Raw genomic sequence first — 18984 nt, forward strand, 5'->3', positions numbered from 1 at the left:
TCCAACGTTTAAGTGGGATAACGCAACCAAAGGGGGTATGCGCGGTCCACCAATCCCGAACGGGTCGGATCGATCGTTCAAAGAAGACGAACGTGCCATCGAGGGCCTACCGATACGGCTCGTCATCGCACTGGTCGTCGGCGTCGCCGCACTCGGCATTATGATGCAAGTGCTGGGGACGTTCGACTTCGGGGCGGATAAAGAAGTGACTGTAGAATATGAGAATCCTGTAGTGAGTGAAAATGGTGATGATTTAATCATTAGTGTTGTAGACAGCAAAGGGGAAGCAGTGAAAAATTCCTACGTAGTGGTGAAAGGAGACACGTTGAGCACAGAAGGCGTAGTGAGCGCCCATACTGGAGAAAACGATCACACGGTTCAGATTGCAATTGGCGGTGGAGATGATGAGATCACACCCCAATGGCGTTCGAACCAGGATTCAGGTGAGCTCACCGTGACGGTAAAACCACCACAAGATGGAAACTATGTTGATGATCGAGGAAATCCAGATCCAACAATCATAAGACAAAATTGAAAATGGAATACAACCATCGATAGAATGGTTGATATTGATTACTAATACAATTTGGTATAATATCATCTAAATATGTATATAAATACAGACAACCACAATAAGATAGAAGTAGCACCCTTTTTTGAAAGGTCCACAAAAATATTTATATTCATATCATTATCCTTAGTGTGTGTATCAACTTTTGTTGTATCACCAGTAGTTGCAGGGTCAGATAATCTACAAAATATGAATGGTACCGGAACCGCCGAAGATCCCTACGTCATCACGAATGCGGAAGAGTTGCAAGCGATAAGTGAAGATATAAACGCCTATTATGCCCTCGGAAACGACATCGACGCGACAGAGACATCAAATTGGAACGCGGGTGCTGGATTCGAACCGATTGGTCTCAGTCATGGATCAATTGAGAGAGGTCCTGCCTTCAAAGGCGTCTTTAACGGACGTGGCTACACCATAGAGGGGCTGACCATTCGTAGACCAAAATGGAGTGGGATGGCCATGTTTGCAGAATCAGAAGGATTAGTAAAGAATGTCCATATATCTAGGGCGAAAATTGAGGGTCATGATCCAGCTGTCCTTGTAAGCCAAAATAGCGAAAAAGGAGTGATAGAATCGGCCTCAGCAACAGGAAGTGTGACCACTGATGACTCTCTAGCTGGGGGGCTCGTTGGGATTAACGGAGGTAAAATCAATGAATCGTGGGCAGATGTTGATGTATCCGGTGCAGAATATTATACTGGTGGATTGGTTGGTCGTAGCTGGTATAATGGACAAATAAGTAACTCGTATGCAATCGGAGATGTTGTAGGTGAGAATCGTGCTGGGGGAATAATAGGAGGGAATGCAAACTCGATGCAGCGCGTGTATGCAACTGGAAGAGTGGACGGAAGCACTACAGGAGGACTTGCTGAAAAGAACAATGGTCTTATCGTCGACTCGTACTGGAATATCGAAGCTACGGGACAACGAAACGGCGTTGGTGAGGGTGGCGAAGCCGGAACCGGCCTATCGACGGAGGAGATGACTGGGACGGACGTGTACTCCTCGATGGACGCACTTGTCTCCGATGAGGCCTGGACGGCAACGGACGGTTATCCAATTCTCCAGCGAGAAGTTGAGGGAGTTTCTCTTTCTACCGATAATGAGATCGTAATCGCCGGAAATGAGACAGACGCAAATGTCTCACTTAGTCTGATCGGCGATCGTACCGAAACCGCAACTACTGTCGCCGAATACGCGAGCAATAACCCCGAAATCGCGACGATCAGCAATGGTGTCGTGACTGGTCACCAACCAGGTGAAGTCGAACTATCTTCTACGCTCGCCGGCAATACCGGAATGACCGACGTGACTGTCATTGCTAACGAGGGCATCTCCGCCATTGATGCCGAAGTCGACGCAACCGATGTGACAGCCGGCGACACCGTCACGATCACAGCAACGTTCCGCAACGTCGACGAGAACGCGACTTACCTCCATTCCGACCTACTCGTCAACGGCGAAGCAGTGGTCACAGAGAATGTCACGGTAGTCGGCAACGCCGATAGCAAGCACACCTTCGAATGGACGGCCGAGAGTGCAGGCACATACGACCTTGCGATTGACGGAATCGATGCTGGCTCGGTCGACGTTTCACCGAAGTCAACCACTGAACAACCAGCAGACGACAATACTGGAGAGAATGCTGACGGATCGGGTGATGGTGAAGCAGGCGACAACGCACCGTCAGGACAATCCAGTTCGAATGGCGATGACTCCGGTGGACTACCAGTAGTCCCACTGGCTCTCGGCGGTGTCGCTGTGGCTGCTGGCGGCGGTATCGTTCTCGGACGACGCCTGTAAGAGAGAATTTCGCGAACGGATTCATTTTTGCAGTGTGTCCCTGAGTAAGAGGGGCGGCAGTCAACCTTTAAATCAGAGAACGAGGCCAATGGGAGTATGCTCACGAGAGAATCCCGAACGGGTCGGATCGATCGTTCAAAGAAGACGAACGTGCCATCGAAGGGCTACCCATACGGCTGGTCATCGCACTGGTCGTCGGCGTCGCGGCCTTGGGGATCATGATGCAGATCCTGGGGACGTTCGATTTTGGGGCGGATCAGGAGGTGGACATCGAGTTCAACAACGCAGTCGTCCAGGACGACGGCTCAAGCAAGACGATCACCGTGGTCGACGACAAGACCGGCGACCCAATCCCCGAAGCCGACGTGATCGTCCGCGGTGACACGCTTAGTATCGCGGAACCGTACACCGCCACCACGAATAGCGACGGGAAGATATCATTCACCGTCGGTGACGGCAGTGGCGACGTCGCCGCGGGGTGGCGCACGACCCAGGAGACCGGCAAGATTCGCTTCGAAGTCGTTCCGCCAGCGGACTCGCCGTACACGGACGACCAGGCGAACGACAAGATGACCGTCATCCGGTCGGGCAGCCCCTGACGCTTCTCCTCCGGGACCGGCTAGGAGCGTCCAACTACCCCCTCTACGCAAAACAATGAAAATCAATCAGGACCGAGCTTCGAAGCTGGTCGTGCTCGCAGTGTGCGTCGCCGCACTCGGCCTAGTCGCGCTCGGCGGCGCTGCCGGCAGCGCAGGTGCAGCCGGTGGGCCGCCAGCCCAGCTCGACGGCACCGGCACCGCGGCCGATCCGTACGTAATCACGAACGTCTCGGGCCTCCAAGGGATCGACGACGACCTGGACTCCCACTACATACTCGGGGCCGACATCGACGCGAGCGACGCCACCAGAGCCGAGGCCATCGGGGAGTTCGAACCAATCGGCGGACCCGAAGACCCCTTCCAGGGGAGCTTCGACGGCCAGGGACATGTAGTCACCGGGCTGAGTATCACGCGATCCAATTCGGACGGTATAGGCGTCTTCAGCCGGTTGAAGGGGACGATCCGGAACGTCCACTTTGCGGACGTGTCCGTCCACGCCCAGGGCCAATCCGGCACCGTCGTCGGGACGAACGACGGCACGGTTCGCCGCGTGTCGGCGACCGGGGAGATGCAAATCGAGACGCGCGGGAACGTCGGCGGAAGCGCTTCGACGGTCGGCGGCCTCGTAGGTCGCCAGACCGCCGACGGGGAACTCCTTGAGTCGTGGGCCGACGTCGACATCCAGTCGCCCGGGCAGTTGATCGGCGGCGTCGCCGGCCGGAACGACGGCCTAGTCGCCAACAGCTACGCGCTCGGGTCCATCGAGAGCGCCACCGCCGGCGGACTTGTCGGGTACAACACCGGGACGACACGTGCAGGCTACGCTGCCGGGGCCATCACCACCGTGGAAAACGACGGGGTGCGGTACGCCGGCGGACTCGCGGCCAGGAACACCGCCACTTTGACCGGCGTCTACTGGGACCAGGCGGCCACCGGACAACCCGCCGGCGTCGGCGACGGGCCGGCGGCCGGGACGGCCTTGCGGACGGCCGACATGACGGGTGCTCAGGCAGCGACGGAAATGCCAGAGCTGGACCTCGAGGAGACGTGGGTGCTGACGGACGACTACCCGATCCTTCAGTGGGAGGTCCAAGCCGTGCACGTCGACATAAGCCGACAGATAATCTCGGCGGGCAACAATACAACAGCCACGATCAGTGCCTCACGAGTAAGCCCAGATATGGTCGGATTGACCAGCACTGTTACCGCCCAAAGCGAGAATCCAGACATCGCGACCGTCACGGGCGACAATACAATCGTCGCCGAGAGTCCCGGACAGGCAACCATCTCCGCCAGCGCAGCCGGCGAAACCGGTTCGACAGATATCATCGTCATCGCTGCTGAAGGAATCTCCGCTATCGACGCGCATACTAACTCACCTGACGTGATGGCCGGCGAGACCGTCACCGTCACGGGGACGTTCCGCAACGTCGACAAGAACACAACGTATCACCACGCCGACTTGCTCGTCGACGGCGAAGCAGTGGCTACCGAGAACGTGACCGTCGATGGCGATTCGAACGAAACCCACACCTTCGAGTGGACACCAGAGAGTGCAGGCACGTACGCCCTCTCGATCGACGGCATCGACACCGGTTCGGTCGAGGTTTCGCCACAGCCGAGCACCGAGTCAATAGCTGACGACAGCGGTAAGCGGAACGGAGATGGTGACTCGAATCAGGCCGGTGATGGCGACCAGACCGACAACAGCGGCCCGGCTACACGCGACGACAGCGGGTTGGGAGGACTGCCGGTCCCGCTGGTCGGCGGTGTCATAGTCGTGGCTATCGGGGGTGGCGTGCTGCTCGGACGACGACTGTGACCCCGATGCACGAATACAGTCGGCCGACAGGTCACTCGGACTTTAAGTAGGATGACGGGACGAACGTCGGTGTGTCGCGGAAAACACTCGAACGGATCACGTCGTCCGGGACCGACGACCGGGGGCTGTGGACGCCGTCGCTCCCACAGGCGATCACGCTAGTACTACTCGTGACGATGGGATGGACCGCAGTATACGTCTCGCTGGCAACGACGAATCCTCTCGGCGTGAACGAAGAGGTAACGACCGAGTTCGACGACTCGGTCCTCGACGACGATGGGACAGTAGTCGTCACCGTCGTCAGCGAACAGAACGGCGACCCTGTCGAAGGGGCGACGGTGGTTCCAACGAGCGAATCGGTCCGACTCGATTCGACGCCGGAGCGAACGGCCGACGAGGAGGGGAAGGTCCGCTTCGAGTTCGGCAATACAGGAGACGACATCGGGATCGATTGGTCGGTTGGCGAACAGATAGCAACAGTCACCTTCGAGATCGATCACCCGGACGAAGGATACGTCGATCGACAGTCGAATCCCGATTTGACTATCAGACGGTCCATGACAGGATGGAGTGGCCCAACGAGCGAAGCGAGGAAAGGGAAAGAATTCCTCGGGATGGGAGCGCGGGATCGATCCGTCTCGAAGGAGCGGATAGCGATGCACTTCCGGTTCTTGGGTGGCGATCGGACGGGATTCGGTGCGGTTTCGTTCCAGTGAGGTGCCACGTATATGGACTCAGTGTACGTCGAAGTGATTCTGGGGGTTTCCCTGGGGGGAATCGTCGGCGTCGTGCCGGCAGTGGCTGCCGGGATAGCCGGTGGGATCGTGCCGTCGCTCGCCGAGTATCGATTCATCCGTGGAACCCTCGCGGTTGCATCGCTACTGATCGCAGGAGTCGTGGCGACATCGATCGGTGGGGTCGCAGTACAACTCAAGCACGTGCCGCGGATGGTGACCGGAGGGAGCGTCGTCGTATTGCTGACGGTATTCGGCTTCGAACAGGGGAGACGCGTCGGGTCGACCCTGCGACGTGACGGATCAGAACCGATCGAACGGGGCCGCTCACTGGCCGACGTGGCCGTCGACGCCATCGACGCCTCGGGACAGGTCACGATCCGGCCGCAGGGAGCGATCCGGACCGTCCCCGGCTATCCCGAACTACCCGGTGATCTCCAGAGCGAGATCGCGGCGGAGCGATGGCGTCTACCCGCCGATCTACCGCTCTCGGAGCTGGAAAGGCGGATCGAACGACAGCTTCTCCTAAAACACGACCTGGAAGCGGCCGAGGTGACCGTGAACCCGCGGGGGACCGCGACCGTCGCCGGGGCGCCACCGGCATCTGGAATCGCACGGACAGTGCCGGCGGGGCAGCGAGCCGTGTCGGTCCAGACGACAGTCCCCGACGGGGTCGAACCGGGAGATGAGATCGTCGTCGAAACGGAGAAGGGAACGATCGACGGGTTCGTTCTCAGTACAGATCCGATCGATGTCCGGGCGAAGGCTGACGGAGATGGTCGCCGCATTTCGAGCGGCGAGACCGGAATCCCCCGGAAAGCAGGAACAGTGGCCGGTGACGGAACAGAACAAGCAGGCGGGCGTTCTCGCGTGACCGTCGCCGTTCCGACAGATGACATCGACGCCGTACTCGAAGCGGATCGGGTGACAGTAGCCGTTCGTTCCCGTGATATGCGACCGGATTTCCGGGCAATTTCGCTGTTCGATCGGGCGGGGAAAGCGGTTCGTGTGACGTCCCTCGACGACGATGTCATAGACAGAATCGAGAACGCACAGACGAGAGTCGATATCTTTGCCGCCCGTTCGCCGTCGAAGCGATCGAGTGGAGAGTGGACGATCGACCCGTCGCCCGAGGATCTCGCCTCCGGGTGGCAGGTGGTCCTCGTCGGTGACGAGACTGGACTCACGGAGCTCGTAGATGCCACTGCGAGCGGCGGGACGGTGGTCGAGACATGACGATACCACTGCTTCAACTCGGGACCGTCGGGTTACTCAGAGATGCGTCCGTCCAGCTCGTCGGACTCGGTCTCGCGGCAGCGGTCGTCGCCACGGGGTGGACGGTCCTCTATCGTCGTCGAACCACCCGACCACTCCCGCCGGGGTCGGGCGCCTTCCTCGGTGTGTCGACAGTCGCAGCCTGGATGTTCGTCGAGATAGTGCTGCGTGGATCGTTGGTCGGATCACTACCGTACGAACACCATGGAAGCGCGATCTACGGGGTCGCCGGACTAAGTCTCGGAGGCGTCGTCGGGGCCGTTGGGAGACCGCTCGGTGACCGGATCGCGTGTGTGGTCTACGGTATCGAGCGCCTGGTGGCCGAGCGGGACGTGGCGAGACTGTTGCGATCGGCGCGAGTACTCACCGTAGTCACAGTATCGGATAGTGTTTCGGACACCGAGGGATACAGCCCCGCGAGCAACAAGACGAAACGCGCACTCGCGGGAGCACAGTTCAGACTCCCGAGTCGACTCTCCGAAGACGAACTGATCGATCGCCTCGAAACGCGAATCGTTGCGGACTACGACGTCGATCACGCGTCCGTAACGTTCGATGACGGTGCCGTCGCGTCGCTTTCCGTTGGAAGGCGCCGTTCCAGCCTGGGACCGACCCTGCCACCGGATACCGTGGCTGTCGGGATACGGGCCGATCCAGCCGGAGACGCGTCGCCGGGCGATGCAGTAGAGATCTGGGAAACAGGCCCGGACGCAACGAGACTCGTGGCCCGAGGACGTCTCCGAGCCAGTAGTGAGGAGCGAGCAACCGTCGTCGTCGACCGTGACGATGCAGCCAGATTCGACCCTACCACACGATACCGGCTGGTGACGCCGTCGGAAACCCCGTCAGATCACTACCGGCTCACCTCGTTGCTCCGTGATGTCGAGGAGACCACGATCGCCGTTTCGGTGGCCGATGACGACGACCTCCTCGGGGAGTTCGTCGGCTGGCTCCCGGGGAGCGCACTCGCGATCGAACGCGACGACGAGGTTCTGGTACTGCCGGACGATCGCGTCACGCTCCAGAGCGACGACATCGTCTTCCTCGTCGGACTTCCGTCGGCCTTTGCGGAACGTCTGAACATCAGCGAGGCCAGAACTGTAGCGGTTTGAACACGAGAAAGAGGTAATCAGGATATGATCCGTCTCGATGTGGATTGGACCCGACAGAGAGGAGTGACTCGCGTCCGTGCGACCGTGACGAACGACCGGAGCACCCCCCAGCGTGTCGAAATCGGGAGTACGCTTGACGGGCCGGTCTGGGCACCTCGATCCGGACCGCTCGCCGTCACCGAGTGGTCAGGGTCGCGATGGAACGGGGTCGTTCCCACGGAGTCGACACGCGGTGTGGGCTTTGCCACACCAGCCGAACCGAGTGAAGAGCCCGTCGAGATCGTCTCGGAAGAACGGGCGGACGAATGGACGGACGAGGAGGACTCCATCCTCGAGGAGTTGGAGCGTTCATCGCCGCCCTCGGCGATCGTCGCCAGCGATCCATGATCGTCGCCGTTACTGGGGGGAAAGGCGGCGTCGGGAAGTCGACGATGGCTTGGAACTTGGGCCGGGAACTCGAGGCCGTCGTCGTCGACGCAGACCTCGCGACGGCGGACCTGCCACAGGGTCGTAATCCGGACCTCCACGACGTACTCGCCGGTCGAGCGACGGCCGTCGACGCCGTCGAGGAGGTGTCGTCGGTCGCGTTGTTGCCCTCGGGGCGGACGCTCGCCGGCGCACGAGCCAGTGATCTCTCAGATCTCTCGGCGGCGCTCGAGACGCTCAAGCGGCAGTACGGCCGCGTCGTGGTCGACTGCCCGGCCGGCCTGGCCCGGGACGTCGGCGTCGTTCTCGACGGGGCAGACGTCGCAGTGCTCGTCACGACGCCGGGCAAGTCGGCCATCCGCGACGCGATGAAGACCCGAGACCTGGCCCGCAAACTCGGAACGCCGATCGCCTGTCTGGCGATCAATCGGGCCCCGGAAGGGGACTTCTCCGGCCTCGTCACAGAGATCGAAACGGAATTCGGTGCGCCGGCGACGGTGATCCGGGCGGACCCGGCCGTCAGAACGGCACAGGCCGAGTGGCTACCCATCCGGGAGAGCGAGGCGGAGTCAGACGCTGTCGAGCGGATCGAATGGCTCGCAGCGCGACTCAAGGCCTGCGAGCGGCGGACCCGTCGAAGACGCGACGGTGCCTGAAGACAGTCCGTCACTCCGTGGGCAGTCAGTCACCCTCTTGCGTTCGGGTCGGTGAGTCGGAGGTCGGCCGTTCGATCGGGACAGCTTCGCTGAGTGAGAGGGATTCGTACCGGTCGGGACTGCGTTCGGACCGGAACTTGCGAAGTTCGAGGCCCGGATCGACGCCGTCCCGTTCAGGGCAAAACTCGACGACGACGTCCGCGAACTGTTCGGTGACACCCCGTCCGTCGGTCGCTGATGGTGTCTCGAGACAGTGCAACACGGCGAGTCCCGCCGTGTCCGCAACTCGTTCCGCAAGCACGTTGAGAAAGTCCACGTAGTCCCGACGACCGATTGTCTCCAGCGGGTCGACAGCGTCGACGACGAGGTTCGCGCCCTCGGGCAGGTTCTCGATCAGTTCCGTCGCTGTTCCCAGTGGCGCGTCGCTATCGAGTTCGCGGATCGTGGGGTTGCCGACCTCGACGGGGGACGACGCCAGAGCGTTCCGGACGGTAGCCTCGGACCGTTCGCTGGTGAGGTAGAGTGTCCCGCGCGTGGCCGTCAAGTTATAGAGGAGCAACTCGGCCTGGCTGGCCGGCGGGGCCTCCAGAGCCACGACGCCACCGCAGGGAACCCCACCACCGAGGAGTCGATCGAGACCAACGACCCCGGTCGGGAGACGGTCGGGACGCTGGGGAACACCCGTGTCTGCCGTGGCCGATCCAGTGACGCCTCTCAAGTCCTTTGCCACCTCCTGAAAGGCCTCGATCGCGTCGTCGACGAGCGGCGAGTCGCGGTCCGGAACCGCCCCCAACGTCTCGGCGTCGAGTTCGGCCGCCAGCTCGTCCGGCACCGTCTCACACCGATTGAATACGACCCCGGCGATCGAGATATCGAGTCGGTCGGCGGCGTCGATCGTCGTGCGGGCCGCCTCGAGGCTTCGTTCGGTACCGGTCGTGACGACTACCGCGTGATCGGCCGCGGCAAGCGGCTCGACGACATCTGGGCCCACACCCGACGGACAGTCGACCAGCACGTCGGCGGTCTCGTAGTCGAGCCGTTCCAGCACCGCCGCCTGATCGACCGTCTCGCCGGATCGCTGTGCGGTGATAACGCCGACGCCTGGGACGCCCGGTACGCCCTTGGCCACCGAAGCTACGTCTGTCTGCCCGTCCAGAGCGGCGATCGTCGGTTCGCGATCGACATCGGCCGTCGTGTGCAAGTCCGGGAGTTGTCTGTCTGCGTCGACCGCGATGGTCGGTCTGCCACTGTCGGCGAGGGCCTTCGCCAGGCCAAGCGTCACAGTCGTCTTCCCACACCCACCTTTCGCCCCGGCAATCGCAATCATATCGGGGTTTGTCCCGTCTTCCCTTTTGAACCCGGACCCGATCGCTCGGTCACTCGATCGCGTGAACGTCCTCGCCCCCGCAGTCGGGACAGGTTTCGTAGGCTGTGTAGAACTCGGCGTCGCAGTCGCCACAGCGATGAGTCGGCGCCGAGGCGTTCTCGGTGGCGTCCTGCTTGAAGGACTCGACCTTCCGGCCGAGGTTCTCGAACAGTCCCATAGGCCCGAAACGGTTGCGAGCGGCAAAAACGTGGCCCTCCGTGGCACAGCGGACTGACAGCGAACATCCCGAAGGTACCCGACTTCCGGTAAACTACTCCGCCTGGTCGACCCCCAGCGCACGTAGTTCGTCGAGCGTCGGTCCCTCGAAAGAGTCCTCGAGCAGGCCGACCAGGACGACGAGTCCGAGTGCGCGCTGGTCGGCCTCCGGGAGATCGGTATCTGGAGAAAGATCACGATCCAGGGCGCCGAGGTCCTCGTCGTCGAGGTCTATCAGTTCCGAGAGGTCGAGCGCCTCGATCTCGGCGAGATACGAGAGGTCGGCAACGGCGGCACCCAGGTCGGCACGGAGAGCCTCGTGGTAGGCACTCGACGGGTCGAGCGGACGCGCGCCGTGACGGACCCCCTGAAGGTACTGGACCGATGTCCGGCGGAAAAAGCCCTCCCGAGACTCGTCGTCCACCGACAGCCGCTCCCCACACCGATCACAGAAGCGTGCTCCCTCGTCCGAATCGGCCCCACAGTAGGGACACTCGATCATACGTCCGCGTTCGATCTATCCCATCAATTGCCTTTCGACGGGCCGTAACCACTAATATTCCTTATGATGAATGATTATGTATGCCCGGGCCAGAGGCTGTGTGGAAATATCTGGTCGCGAATGCGCCGGGAGAAGGCGACGACACGGTTCCCGCTGGCACCCGGTGCCGTCGCCTTCGTTCGGACCGTCGTCCGAGAGGGCACAGATCGACGTCCCGGGGCGAGGAAGACAGGGTGTAGCCGGGAAGGGTTTAGTGCCGGGGACCGAAACGAGGGACATGGACCAGCCGGATGATGCCGGGGAGTTGCCGGGGATGCTCGTCGAGGAGTACCTCGAGCGGGAGACGGGCGTGCGCGCCCTGCTGGACGATCTCGAGCGCCAGGCGCTGGAGGGAAATCACGAGGGCGTCCGTGAGCGTGTCCGGGGACTCGCCGAAGAGAACCGGAGTGTCTTCTTTACTGTCGCGTTGAGCCTGACCGGGTCGGCACAGTTCTTCGGCGACGTCGAGTCACAGCTTGACGTGACTGCCGCCGACCGGCTGCGCGACCTAGCCGACACCTATCCCGCATTGGCAGAGCCCTTCAGCGTCGTCCGCAACGAGCAGGCCCGCGACCGCCGCAATCCCGTCACCGGCCTGGAGACGACGACGAGCTACCACGCCGAGGAGGCCCTCCCACTCATCCGCTACACCGTCACCTCGGGCAACGTCGACCTCTACGAAGGATGTGAGTCACCTGAAGAAGTGCTGGGCGTCGCCACGCAGTTCGTCCGGTCGACGACCGACGCCCTGGAAGCCGCAATGGACGACGACTTCTCGGTCAACACCGAAGAGCTGAGCAACCTGATCGACCGCCGGGAAGAGCTGGAGTCAGAACTCGATCGCCTGCGAGGGCAGATCGACGAACTCCGGCGGCGACCGGTCGGCGACGAGTGAGTGACGGCGGACGTGGCCCTCACGTTTCCAATGCGTCGAGCAACCGATCGACGTCGTCCTCGGTGTTGAACACGTGGACGGACGCGCGAACGGCGTCGGGATACGGAAGCGATCGAACGACCACGCCTGCCTCCGCGAGGCGTTCGACCGTCGCCTCGGGATCGTCGGCGTCGAAGGTGACCAATCCCGACTCGTAGGCCTGCGGGCTGATGAGTCGGTCCTCCAATCCGTCTTTCAGACGGTCGGTCAACCGTTCGATCCTGCCCTGGACAGTCTCCATCCCGATCGCCTCCAACAAGTCGATCGCCGCGGCCAGGCCGACGTGGGGAGTTGGCGAGGTCGTCCCGAGTTCGAATCGCGGGGAGCCAGATTTATACTGATAGGCCGACGCTGACGGATCCTCGACGCTTCGGTAGCCGATCTGTCGCGGCGTGAGCGTGTCGATGGCGTCGGCATCGACGTAGAGAAAGCCCGCGCCCATGGGGCCAAGTAACCACTTGTGGCCCGACCCGGCGACGAAGTCCGCATCCCACGCGTCGAGGTCGACGGGGCGCTGGCCCGGGGACTGCACGGCGTCAACGAGGACCTGCGCGCCCGCGTCGTGGGCGATCTCGACCGCCTCCTCGACCGGCAGGCGGGTGCCATGACTCCAGGTGACGGAACTCATCACGAGCAGACGGGCGTCCGCAATCGCCGAGCGGAGTTCGTCGAGGTCCACTCGACCGTCGGTCGTCTCAAGCGTGCGTACCTCGACGCCGTGCAGGTCGGCCATACGCTCGAAGGGCAAGACACCTGCCGAGTGTTCGAGATCCGTCCGGACGATCACGTCCCCCGGTTCCCAATCGATCGAAGCAGCGATCAGGTTGATCCCGTCGACCGTGCTCCCCGTGAGTGCGATCGTCTCCGGCGGGACGGAGAGAAAGCCAGAGACCGTTTCGCGGACGGCTTCATAGGTGTCCCAGGAGTGGGGGTACATCCCCTCGGAAACTGGTGCTTCGAAGTTGTGATGCTCCAGCCAGTCAGTCACCGCCTCGACGACCGGCCGCGGGGCGGGACTGCTCGCGCCGGTGTTGAGATAGGCCACCTCGTCCGTGACAGGCATGGCTGCGCGGAGTTCCGTCGGGTCCATGGTCGAACGAAAGAGCGGAAGGTACGTGAACCCGGCGAAGGGGACGACACGGGGGGAGTCAGCGTCCCGTGGAGACAGGCGACCGGAGGCTGGCGACAGCCCGCAGAGTCAAGCGATCACGAAGGAAACAACCACCGTCCCGAGACCGACAGCAAGCAACGCGCCGACGAGGTGTCCCGTCGCGTTGGTGAGCGCCCGACGGCGCCGACCCGTCTCGTAGAGCCGGACAGTCTCGAAGGCGAACGTCGAGAAGGTCGTGAACGCGCCACAGAACCCGGTCCCCAGGGCCAGCGCGATCGGATCGCCGACCGGCGCGGCGACGATGGCCCCGAGAAGGAGACTCCCGAGGACGTTGACCGCGAAAGTATCGGCATGCTCGCGTTCGAGTCGCTGCCCGACCGCGTGGCGGGCCAGCGCCCCGAACGTTCCGCCGATACCAACCAGGACGGCGGGATTCACGCGATCATCCCCCTGGTGACGGCCCGTCCGGCGAGGATGCCGGCGACCCCGAGCGCGTAGTTCGCGAGGACGTTCCCGACTGCCCAGGCCGGCGAGAGCGAGGCTGTCTGGACGGCGAAGGTACTGTAGGTGGTAAACGAGGAGAGAAAGCCAGTTCCGACGATCAATCGAGTCTCCGTCGACAGCACATCGGCGAGGCGCGCCTCGTAAAGGACGATCCCGAGCGCGAAACTACCCAGAGCGTTGGCTGCCAACGTCCCGAGGACGGCGTCGGGCAATCTGGCGGCGAGCGCGTACCGCAAAATCGCGCCCGCGAACCCACCGATTGCGATGAGAATCACGGGTTCAACACGTTCGAGCGCGTGTGTCTCGCCGGTCGTCATCGAGCGTTGCTACTTGCGTCGAGTATTCGTGCGTTTCGAAGTGACCGTCTGCCCGCGTTCGCTCACGCTCGACGGCCAGCGCACTCGCTCCAGCCACAATCGGGACAGAACGGACAGCCCTCGAAGGGGTGGACGCGCTCGCTCCCGCAGTCCGGACAGGTCACGCCGATCCCTCCCCGACGGTGAGCGCGTCGTCTCGCTGCTGGCAATCAACGACGTGCAGTCGATCCCTGTTGCAGACCCGGCAGTGATGCCGGACAGGGTGGGGACCGGGCGAGGCGTCGTCGATCGTCACCGTTCGATCCGTCCGACAGACCCGACACGTGACAGACAGCGTCTGCAGTGTCACACCTCCCCCCTCCGGTCGAGATCCTTGTCGTAGGGACCGACGCGATCGTGGAGGTTCACGCGTTCGCGGGCGATCAGGCGATCGTCGCGCACGTCTCGCAACTGGTCGAACACTCCGTCGGTGCTGTCCATTCGCGCGCAGGTTCGACACCAGAAGTGGTGGTTCGTCGGCTCCCACGTCGTGTGCCCGTTCGGGCACCTGAAGCGCCACCTGTCGGTCCGATCTTCGATGTTGACGGTCGCGACGGCCTCGTCATCGGGCATATCCACCCGGGACTGACGGATGGGAGTCTAAAGGATCGAATCCTGCAGCGGAGTGAAAGTGGAACTGGTCCCGTGGAGCTTCCGCCGAGCGCAAGCGGGGACGCCTCGCGACTTCCATAGGGCGAGCGGTGCAACCGTGAGCGAGCAAGGCGGTCAATCGGAGCGATTTCGGTGATCAAAAACTGCGTCACCCCCTCCCTGATCGCACCCGTTTCGGGATGCTGGTAGCGGAGTTTGAGGTGCTTCCCGTTCGATCGACGGGATAGTAACACATCTCGATCAATACCGATGCCACTTCGTCGCCTGTGAACCGGGGCTGACTCATCCGTCGAACCAGGGAGCGTCGGGTTCACGTGGCTCGTCTGGAACCGTTTCGGGATCGATCCCCACTCATGGAGGTCTTCGTCGGTGACGGGGTCACCGATTTCGCCCTTGTGCAGGGAGACTGCCTCGTCGAGATTTGTCAGCGCAGCCTGACGCGTCACCCCACAGCTCGCGACGCCGGTCTCTTCGTCAATCGCCGACCACGCGCCGCTGTCTTCTTCGATCAGGCGGATCTCGCGACCCGTACTCATAAATGCCGCTACGTTAACGGCCCGGATATGCGTCCGAGGCTTGTAACATAACCAGATCTTTTCTGTCTGAATTATCCACAATCACTATCTCTATCAATGGAAACTAGAACACATGGGATACTCTGGAAAATTTGAGGGGTTGGTGCCGAGGGAGAAGCGAACAGTCTGGAGATATGTGGACTATTCTAAATTAATGTGGATATTAAGCCAAGGGAAGCTACATTTTCATAGGGGCGATCTCTTTGACGACCCCTTCGAAGGAACACTACCAGAGATTGTAGCTAAAGCCCGGAAACAAGCATATATAGAGGATTACGACTCTCCGGAAACGATGGAAGAGATCCATGCTGAAACAACTAAGCAGATCCGCCAAGATGTTTTCTTAAATTGCTGGCACGTTAATGGACATGAATCGGCGGGTATGTGGGAGATATACAGCAATACAGACAAGTCTATTGTGATTAAATCAACGATTGGTGATCTGATATCTGCTTTAGAACAGACTAGCAAGCGGATTTTGATGGGTGAAGTTACATATTTGGACTTCGATAGTACGGGTCGAAAACAAGAAAGAAAGCTCGAAGAATTCAGCAAGCAAATCCCGGACTCGGCATCAACTCCTGCGGAGCCATTCTTGTTAAAACGTAACAGTTTTCGCCATGAACCAGAATTTCGTCTGTTGATCATTGATCCGACTCTGTTGAGTGAACGTGAGTATGAAGATCTGAAATACAATATAGAATTAGATGGGGTCAACCGAAAAATCCCACTCATGATATCAAATGGTCACGAGGAGGGATTTTATTATGCTCTTAGAGAAAGGGATACAACAGGTTTCAATATAGATATCAATACCAGTGAGTTGATAAACGAGATACGGATCTCTCCTGACGCTCCTGCATGGTTTAAAGATGCGGTGGAGGCCACAGTAACAGCGTCGTCTGATTTAGGGAAAGAACAGGTGAATTTCTCTGAACTTCGAGGAGAGTCAATTTACTGAATGCTTGCCACTACTTCAAATATTCCCTGCGGTGTATTTTGAAGAAGTGGCCCTAGACACACTCCTAAGAGAGAACCAAACGCGAGCGTCGCCACTATCTGGGGATCGGGACGTTCCCGGCCCTCGGGCGGCTACCTGCTACGGGCGTGAGGCATTGACGCGGTTCCGGTCCTGAAAGCGAATGCTAGACGGACAATAATGGATTCAGAAATCAGTACCCGTTTCGAGCATACGCGCGAGCGAAGCGAGCGCGTTTCACTGCGAGCGGACCAACGGCCCGCGAGCAGGTGTTTTTGGTCCAGATTTTTGCAAGGAGCGGTTCGCGAGCGTAGCGAGCGAACCCTCCGCAGTAAAAAGGTGGTATAGTGGGCCAAGCCGGATTTGAACCGGCAGCCTCCCGGTTATCAGCCGAGCGCTCAACCTGATTGAGCTATTGGCCCAGGTGAGCGCATCAGGGCGTACCGGAGGGGTACCATTAAGCGTTTCTTTTCGGCGGCGACATCCGGATCCCGCATGACAGTCACGCCCGTCGATCGTCGTCCACGTCGTCGACGTCCCGCGCCTCCCCGATATCGCGGACTTCTCCCCCACTACCCGGATCTGGCCCACCGGGACCACCCGGACCGGATCCCCCGGGACCGTTCGACCCGCCAGCACCGCCGAGATTCATGTCTCCGTCCCCCGGAAAGCCGCCGATGTAGACCGAGCCAGTAGCGAAGCCGCCGGTCTTTTGCTCGATGTAGGGCGTGACGACCCACTTTTTCAGCGCGACGCGAACGGGATAGCGCGTCGGCGGCAAGACGAAGACGAAACCGATGACGTCCGTCACGATCCCAGGGGTGAGCAGGAACGCCCCGGCGACCAGCAGGAGTGCGCCGTCGAGCAGTTCGTCGGTCGGTGGCTCGCCCTGGGCAGCTTTCCGTTGGATCTTCGCCAGGGTGTGGCGCCCCTCAGCGCGGACGAGCATCATCCCAACAAGCCCGGTCAGTACGACCAGCGCGACCGTCGGAAGGATGTCGATGATGCCCGCCACTGCCACGAGCAACAGCATGTCCAGCAGCGGGATGAGGAGCAACACCGCGATGAGCCGGAGCATACCCGCCCGTACCGCCTGGGGCCCCAAACACTTTTCGAGGTGTCCCCCGTCCGGTTCGGGTGCTGTCGACCGGCTCGTCCGCCGGGCTTAGGTGGCTCGAGCCACGGACGTGACGTATGGTTCTTGACTTCGAGGTCAGGACCCAGGATGCGCTATGGGCCGAACTGAGACGGGGGCTCGACCGCGCGCTCGCGCTGAAAACGTGGATCACAGACGCCGATGACGGCGTGGTCTCGGAAGCGTTCGTTCGTCGGCACACGCGCTTCGAATCGGTGACTGCCTTTTGTGAGGCCTGCCCATGTGAATCGAATACAATCGGCGGGGTCCAGCGTCTCGCCGCCGGGGAACGCGACGCGTTCGTCGACCGGACAACCGACTTCGAGACGTGGCCGGCCATGAAAGAGAGCGCGGCAGTCGAGGACATGGTTACGCTTCACAACGTCTAATTAACCCAGACCCGGGAGCGCAGCGAGCACGCGATAGAGCGCGAAGCTGATCGCGGCCCCGCCGACCATCGAGACGATCCACGCAGCGACCGTATAACCCGTTTTCGTGGCCGAGACTCCGTCAGAACTCGAGGAGCCACCAACGAGACCGGCCCCGAGGATGCTCGATATCATCACCTTATTGAACGAAATCGGGTACCCGAGGACGATCGCGGCCTGTGCGATGAGAAAGGCGGGGACGAACGCGGCGATCGACCGCTTGGGTCCGAGAGAAGCGTACTCGCGCGCGACGGCCTGGATGAGACGGGGCGAACGGAACCAGCCACCCAGTAAAATCCCAGTTCCGCCGAGTCCGAGCAGGACGATCGACGGGAGACCGAGCGTCGACTCGAAGACTGGCTCTAAGGGGCCGGTCGCGAGTCCGACCTGCGAGCCGCCGCTGGTGAACACGACGACGAGCGCGAGGGCGATCAGCATGCGATTGATCCCGGTCGTCACGTCGGCTCGAAGCTGCCAATAGGTCGCCGCGATGGTGCCGAGGGCGAGGACGATCGCGACGATAACGACCCCGTCAACCCCGAACGCCCCCGAAGAGAGCTGCATCTGTCTGGCGATGACACCGGCGATAGACCCTTGACCGCCCTGTGGCGTCGGGAAGAAGGAAAGCCCGACGTTCGCGAGCGCGTAGCCGACGCCACCGGCTAAAAGCGGAATGCTCAGTGTATCCGCGACCCGCTCGTCGAGCAACAGCCACGCCAGGCCGTACGCGAGGACAGCTTCGACGATCGGGATCGCAAACCAGAACCCCAGAATCCGGGCGTAGGTCCCGATTGCGAACCCGCCGCCGAGCGCGACGCCGGCACCGATTGCCGCGCCAGTCACTGTAAACGCCGAAGGGATTGGATAGCCCCGCGAGTTCCCGATGGTGATCAGCGTGGCCGCGGTGAGGAGCGTCGCCGTAGCGGCCAGCGGGGTGATCGTCACGCCCGTCACGAGGCCGTGACCGATCGTCTCCGAGATACTCCCGCCCTGTGCGACGGCACCCAGCCCGGCGACGAGGCCAACGAGCAGTGCCCCACGAAGGGTCGATAACGCGTTCGCACCGACGGCCGGGGCGATCGGCGCGGAGTTGCTGTTGGCCCCGACGGTAAAGGACATGAAAAGCGACGCGACCAGCGCCACGGCGACGATCCCGATGACCGAGGACATCGATGACTTGCTCGGCCGGTCCGTCTCCGGAGTCCTAAACCATCCGATCGCGCTCC

Annotated in this window: 22 protein-coding genes, 1 tRNA gene and 1 pseudogene; 12 read left to right on the forward strand and 12 right to left on the reverse strand. The window is 61.4% G+C overall.

Annotation, left to right across the window (positions count from 1 at the left end):
* The first annotated feature begins 37 nt into the window (after positions 1-37).
* The 9 genes from BN2694_RS15660 (at position 38) to BN2694_RS15700 (ending at position 9001) form a co-directional block, all read left to right on the forward strand.
* Complete coding sequence (locus BN2694_RS15660; RefSeq protein WP_135667312.1) at positions 38-535, forward strand: DUF7382 domain-containing protein; 498 nt, start codon at positions 38-40, stop codon at positions 533-535.
* Positions 536-607: 72 nt separating this feature from the next.
* Complete coding sequence (locus BN2694_RS15665; RefSeq protein WP_135667314.1) at positions 608-2377, forward strand: GLUG motif-containing protein; 1770 nt, start codon at positions 608-610, stop codon at positions 2375-2377.
* Positions 2378-2598: 221 nt separating this feature from the next.
* Complete coding sequence (locus BN2694_RS15670) at positions 2599-2976, forward strand: DUF7382 domain-containing protein (protein ID WP_210409006.1); 378 nt, start codon at positions 2599-2601, stop codon at positions 2974-2976.
* A gap of 55 nt (positions 2977-3031) precedes the next feature.
* Positions 3032-4798, forward strand: coding sequence for a hypothetical protein (locus tag BN2694_RS15675; protein ID WP_135667318.1), 1767 nt, complete (start codon positions 3032-3034; stop codon positions 4796-4798).
* Between the two features lie 71 nt (positions 4799-4869).
* Positions 4870-5514, forward strand: coding sequence for a hypothetical protein (locus tag BN2694_RS15680; RefSeq protein ID WP_135667320.1), 645 nt, complete (start codon positions 4870-4872; stop codon positions 5512-5514).
* Between the two features lie 12 nt (positions 5515-5526).
* Positions 5527-6768, forward strand: a complete 1242-nt coding sequence (locus BN2694_RS15685) for a hypothetical protein (RefSeq protein WP_135667322.1) — start codon at positions 5527-5529, stop codon at positions 6766-6768.
* Complete coding sequence (locus BN2694_RS15690) at positions 6765-7919, forward strand: hypothetical protein (protein WP_135667324.1); 1155 nt, start codon at positions 6765-6767, stop codon at positions 7917-7919. Before BN2694_RS15685 ends, BN2694_RS15690 begins: the two co-directional genes overlap by 4 nt.
* Before the next feature lie 24 nt (positions 7920-7943).
* Positions 7944-8306, forward strand: coding sequence for a DUF7857 domain-containing protein (locus tag BN2694_RS15695; protein ID WP_135667326.1), 363 nt, complete (start codon positions 7944-7946; stop codon positions 8304-8306).
* On the forward strand, positions 8225-9001 hold the full coding sequence (locus tag BN2694_RS15700) for a MinD/ParA family ATP-binding protein (protein WP_342210819.1): 777 nt from the start codon (positions 8225-8227) through the stop codon (positions 8999-9001). The genes BN2694_RS15695 and BN2694_RS15700 overlap by 82 nt, the downstream gene beginning before the upstream one ends.
* A gap of 25 nt (positions 9002-9026) precedes the next feature.
* Here BN2694_RS15700 and BN2694_RS15705 read toward each other — a convergent pair whose 3' ends face one another.
* From BN2694_RS15705 to BN2694_RS15710, 3 genes are all read right to left on the reverse strand, one after another.
* On the reverse strand, positions 9027-10328 hold the full coding sequence (locus BN2694_RS15705; protein WP_135667328.1) for a DUF7125 family protein: 1302 nt from the start codon (positions 10326-10328) through the stop codon (positions 9027-9029).
* A gap of 49 nt (positions 10329-10377) precedes the next feature.
* Complete coding sequence (locus BN2694_RS17270; RefSeq protein WP_167880066.1) at positions 10378-10545, reverse strand: hypothetical protein; 168 nt, start codon at positions 10543-10545, stop codon at positions 10378-10380.
* Between the two features lie 93 nt (positions 10546-10638).
* Positions 10639-11085, reverse strand: coding sequence for a zinc ribbon domain-containing protein (locus tag BN2694_RS15710; protein WP_135667330.1), 447 nt, complete (start codon positions 11083-11085; stop codon positions 10639-10641).
* Positions 11086-11362: 277 nt separating this feature from the next.
* Between BN2694_RS15710 and BN2694_RS15715 the strand changes: the two genes are divergently transcribed.
* Positions 11363-12019 (forward strand): hypothetical protein, encoded by a 657-nt coding sequence (locus BN2694_RS15715; RefSeq protein ID WP_135667332.1) that lies wholly within the window; start codon positions 11363-11365, stop codon positions 12017-12019.
* Between the two features lie 19 nt (positions 12020-12038).
* Here the strand turns inward: BN2694_RS15715 and BN2694_RS15720 are convergent, their stop codons facing one another.
* From BN2694_RS15720 to BN2694_RS18260, 6 genes and pseudogenes are all read right to left on the reverse strand, one after another.
* Positions 12039-13148 carry an aminotransferase class V-fold PLP-dependent enzyme gene (locus BN2694_RS15720; RefSeq protein ID WP_135667334.1) on the reverse strand — a complete coding sequence of 370 codons (1110 nt, stop codon included), beginning with the start codon at positions 13146-13148 and terminating at the stop codon, positions 12039-12041.
* A gap of 108 nt (positions 13149-13256) precedes the next feature.
* On the reverse strand, positions 13257-13607 hold the full coding sequence (locus BN2694_RS15725; protein WP_135667336.1) for a fluoride efflux transporter FluC: 351 nt from the start codon (positions 13605-13607) through the stop codon (positions 13257-13259).
* The gene (gene crcB, locus BN2694_RS15730) at positions 13604-13990 is read right to left on the reverse strand and encodes a fluoride efflux transporter CrcB (protein ID WP_135667338.1); all 387 of its coding nucleotides are present in this window, start codon (positions 13988-13990) and stop codon (positions 13604-13606) included. Before crcB ends, BN2694_RS15725 begins: the two co-directional genes overlap by 4 nt.
* A gap of 160 nt (positions 13991-14150) precedes the next feature.
* Entirely contained in the window at positions 14151-14339 is a 189-nt protein-coding gene (locus BN2694_RS15735; RefSeq protein ID WP_135667340.1) for a hypothetical protein, read from the reverse strand.
* Positions 14336-14602, reverse strand: coding sequence for a hypothetical protein (locus BN2694_RS15740; RefSeq protein ID WP_135667342.1), 267 nt, complete (start codon positions 14600-14602; stop codon positions 14336-14338). Before BN2694_RS15740 ends, BN2694_RS15735 begins: the two co-directional genes overlap by 4 nt.
* 434 nt (positions 14603-15036) lie before the next feature.
* Positions 15037-15177: pseudogene (locus BN2694_RS18260) on the reverse strand (type II toxin-antitoxin system HicB family antitoxin); the annotation flags it as partial.
* 112 nt (positions 15178-15289) lie between these two features.
* On the opposite strand from BN2694_RS18260, the gene BN2694_RS15755 reads away from it, so the two are divergent.
* Positions 15290-16177, forward strand: a complete 888-nt coding sequence (locus BN2694_RS15755; protein ID WP_135667344.1) for a hypothetical protein — start codon at positions 15290-15292, stop codon at positions 16175-16177.
* Positions 16178-16543: 366 nt separating this feature from the next.
* Here the strand turns inward: BN2694_RS15755 and BN2694_RS15760 are convergent.
* Both BN2694_RS15760 and BN2694_RS15765 read right to left on the reverse strand, forming a co-directional pair.
* Positions 16544-16617: transfer RNA gene (locus BN2694_RS15760), tRNA-Ile, on the reverse strand.
* 80 nt (positions 16618-16697) lie between these two features.
* Complete coding sequence (locus BN2694_RS15765) at positions 16698-17273, reverse strand: FxsA family protein (RefSeq protein ID WP_135667346.1); 576 nt, start codon at positions 17271-17273, stop codon at positions 16698-16700.
* A gap of 116 nt (positions 17274-17389) precedes the next feature.
* Here BN2694_RS15765 and BN2694_RS15770 point away from each other — a divergent pair, with 116 nt between their 5' ends.
* On the forward strand, positions 17390-17719 hold the full coding sequence (locus BN2694_RS15770; protein WP_135667348.1) for a hypothetical protein: 330 nt from the start codon (positions 17390-17392) through the stop codon (positions 17717-17719).
* On the opposite strand, the gene BN2694_RS15775 is transcribed toward BN2694_RS15770, so the two are convergent.
* Complete coding sequence (locus BN2694_RS15775; RefSeq protein ID WP_135667350.1) at positions 17720-18928, reverse strand: inorganic phosphate transporter; 1209 nt, start codon at positions 18926-18928, stop codon at positions 17720-17722. It abuts the gene before it with no gap.
* Positions 18929-18984 lie beyond the last annotated feature (56 nt).

Source organism: Halorhabdus rudnickae (assembly GCF_900880625.1).
Lineage (GTDB): Archaea > Halobacteriota > Halobacteria > Halobacteriales > Haloarculaceae > Halorhabdus > Halorhabdus rudnickae.

Bases quoted from the DNA above. Each gene is read 5' to 3' on its own strand.
- BN2694_RS15670 (WP_210409006.1), top strand. From the start codon at position 2,599: ATGCAGATCCTGGGGACGTTCGATTTTGGGGCGGATCAGGAGGTGGAC.
- BN2694_RS15755 (WP_135667344.1), top strand. From the start codon at position 15,290: ATGGGATACTCTGGAAAATTTGAGGGGTTGGTGCCGAGGGAGAAGCGA.
- BN2694_RS15710 (WP_135667330.1), bottom strand. From the start codon at position 11,085: ATGATCGAGTGTCCCTACTGTGGGGCCGATTCGGACGAGGGAGCACGC.
- BN2694_RS15690 (WP_135667324.1), top strand. From the start codon at position 6,765: ATGACGATACCACTGCTTCAACTCGGGACCGTCGGGTTACTCAGAGAT.
- crcB (WP_135667338.1), bottom strand. From the start codon at position 13,990: ATGACGACCGGCGAGACACACGCGCTCGAACGTGTTGAACCCGTGATT.
- BN2694_RS15720 (WP_135667334.1), bottom strand. From the start codon at position 13,148: ATGGACCCGACGGAACTCCGCGCAGCCATGCCTGTCACGGACGAGGTG.
- BN2694_RS15695 (WP_135667326.1), top strand. From the start codon at position 7,944: ATGATCCGTCTCGATGTGGATTGGACCCGACAGAGAGGAGTGACTCGC.
- BN2694_RS15665 (WP_135667314.1), top strand. From the start codon at position 608: ATGTATATAAATACAGACAACCACAATAAGATAGAAGTAGCACCCTTT.
- BN2694_RS15740 (WP_135667342.1), bottom strand. From the start codon at position 14,602: ATGCCCGATGACGAGGCCGTCGCGACCGTCAACATCGAAGATCGGACC.
- BN2694_RS15775 (WP_135667350.1), bottom strand. From the start codon at position 18,928: ATGTCCTCGGTCATCGGGATCGTCGCCGTGGCGCTGGTCGCGTCGCTT.
- BN2694_RS15685 (WP_135667322.1), top strand. From the start codon at position 5,527: ATGGACTCAGTGTACGTCGAAGTGATTCTGGGGGTTTCCCTGGGGGGA.
- BN2694_RS15705 (WP_135667328.1), bottom strand. From the start codon at position 10,328: ATGATTGCGATTGCCGGGGCGAAAGGTGGGTGTGGGAAGACGACTGTG.
- BN2694_RS15660 (WP_135667312.1), top strand. From the start codon at position 38: ATGCGCGGTCCACCAATCCCGAACGGGTCGGATCGATCGTTCAAAGAA.
- BN2694_RS15765 (WP_135667346.1), bottom strand. From the start codon at position 17,273: ATGCTCCGGCTCATCGCGGTGTTGCTCCTCATCCCGCTGCTGGACATG.
- BN2694_RS15715 (WP_135667332.1), top strand. From the start codon at position 11,363: ATGGACCAGCCGGATGATGCCGGGGAGTTGCCGGGGATGCTCGTCGAG.
- BN2694_RS15675 (WP_135667318.1), top strand. From the start codon at position 3,032: ATGAAAATCAATCAGGACCGAGCTTCGAAGCTGGTCGTGCTCGCAGTG.
- BN2694_RS17270 (WP_167880066.1), bottom strand. From the start codon at position 10,545: ATGGGACTGTTCGAGAACCTCGGCCGGAAGGTCGAGTCCTTCAAGCAG.
- BN2694_RS15700 (WP_342210819.1), top strand. From the start codon at position 8,225: ATGGACGGACGAGGAGGACTCCATCCTCGAGGAGTTGGAGCGTTCATC.
- BN2694_RS15770 (WP_135667348.1), top strand. From the start codon at position 17,390: ATGGTTCTTGACTTCGAGGTCAGGACCCAGGATGCGCTATGGGCCGAA.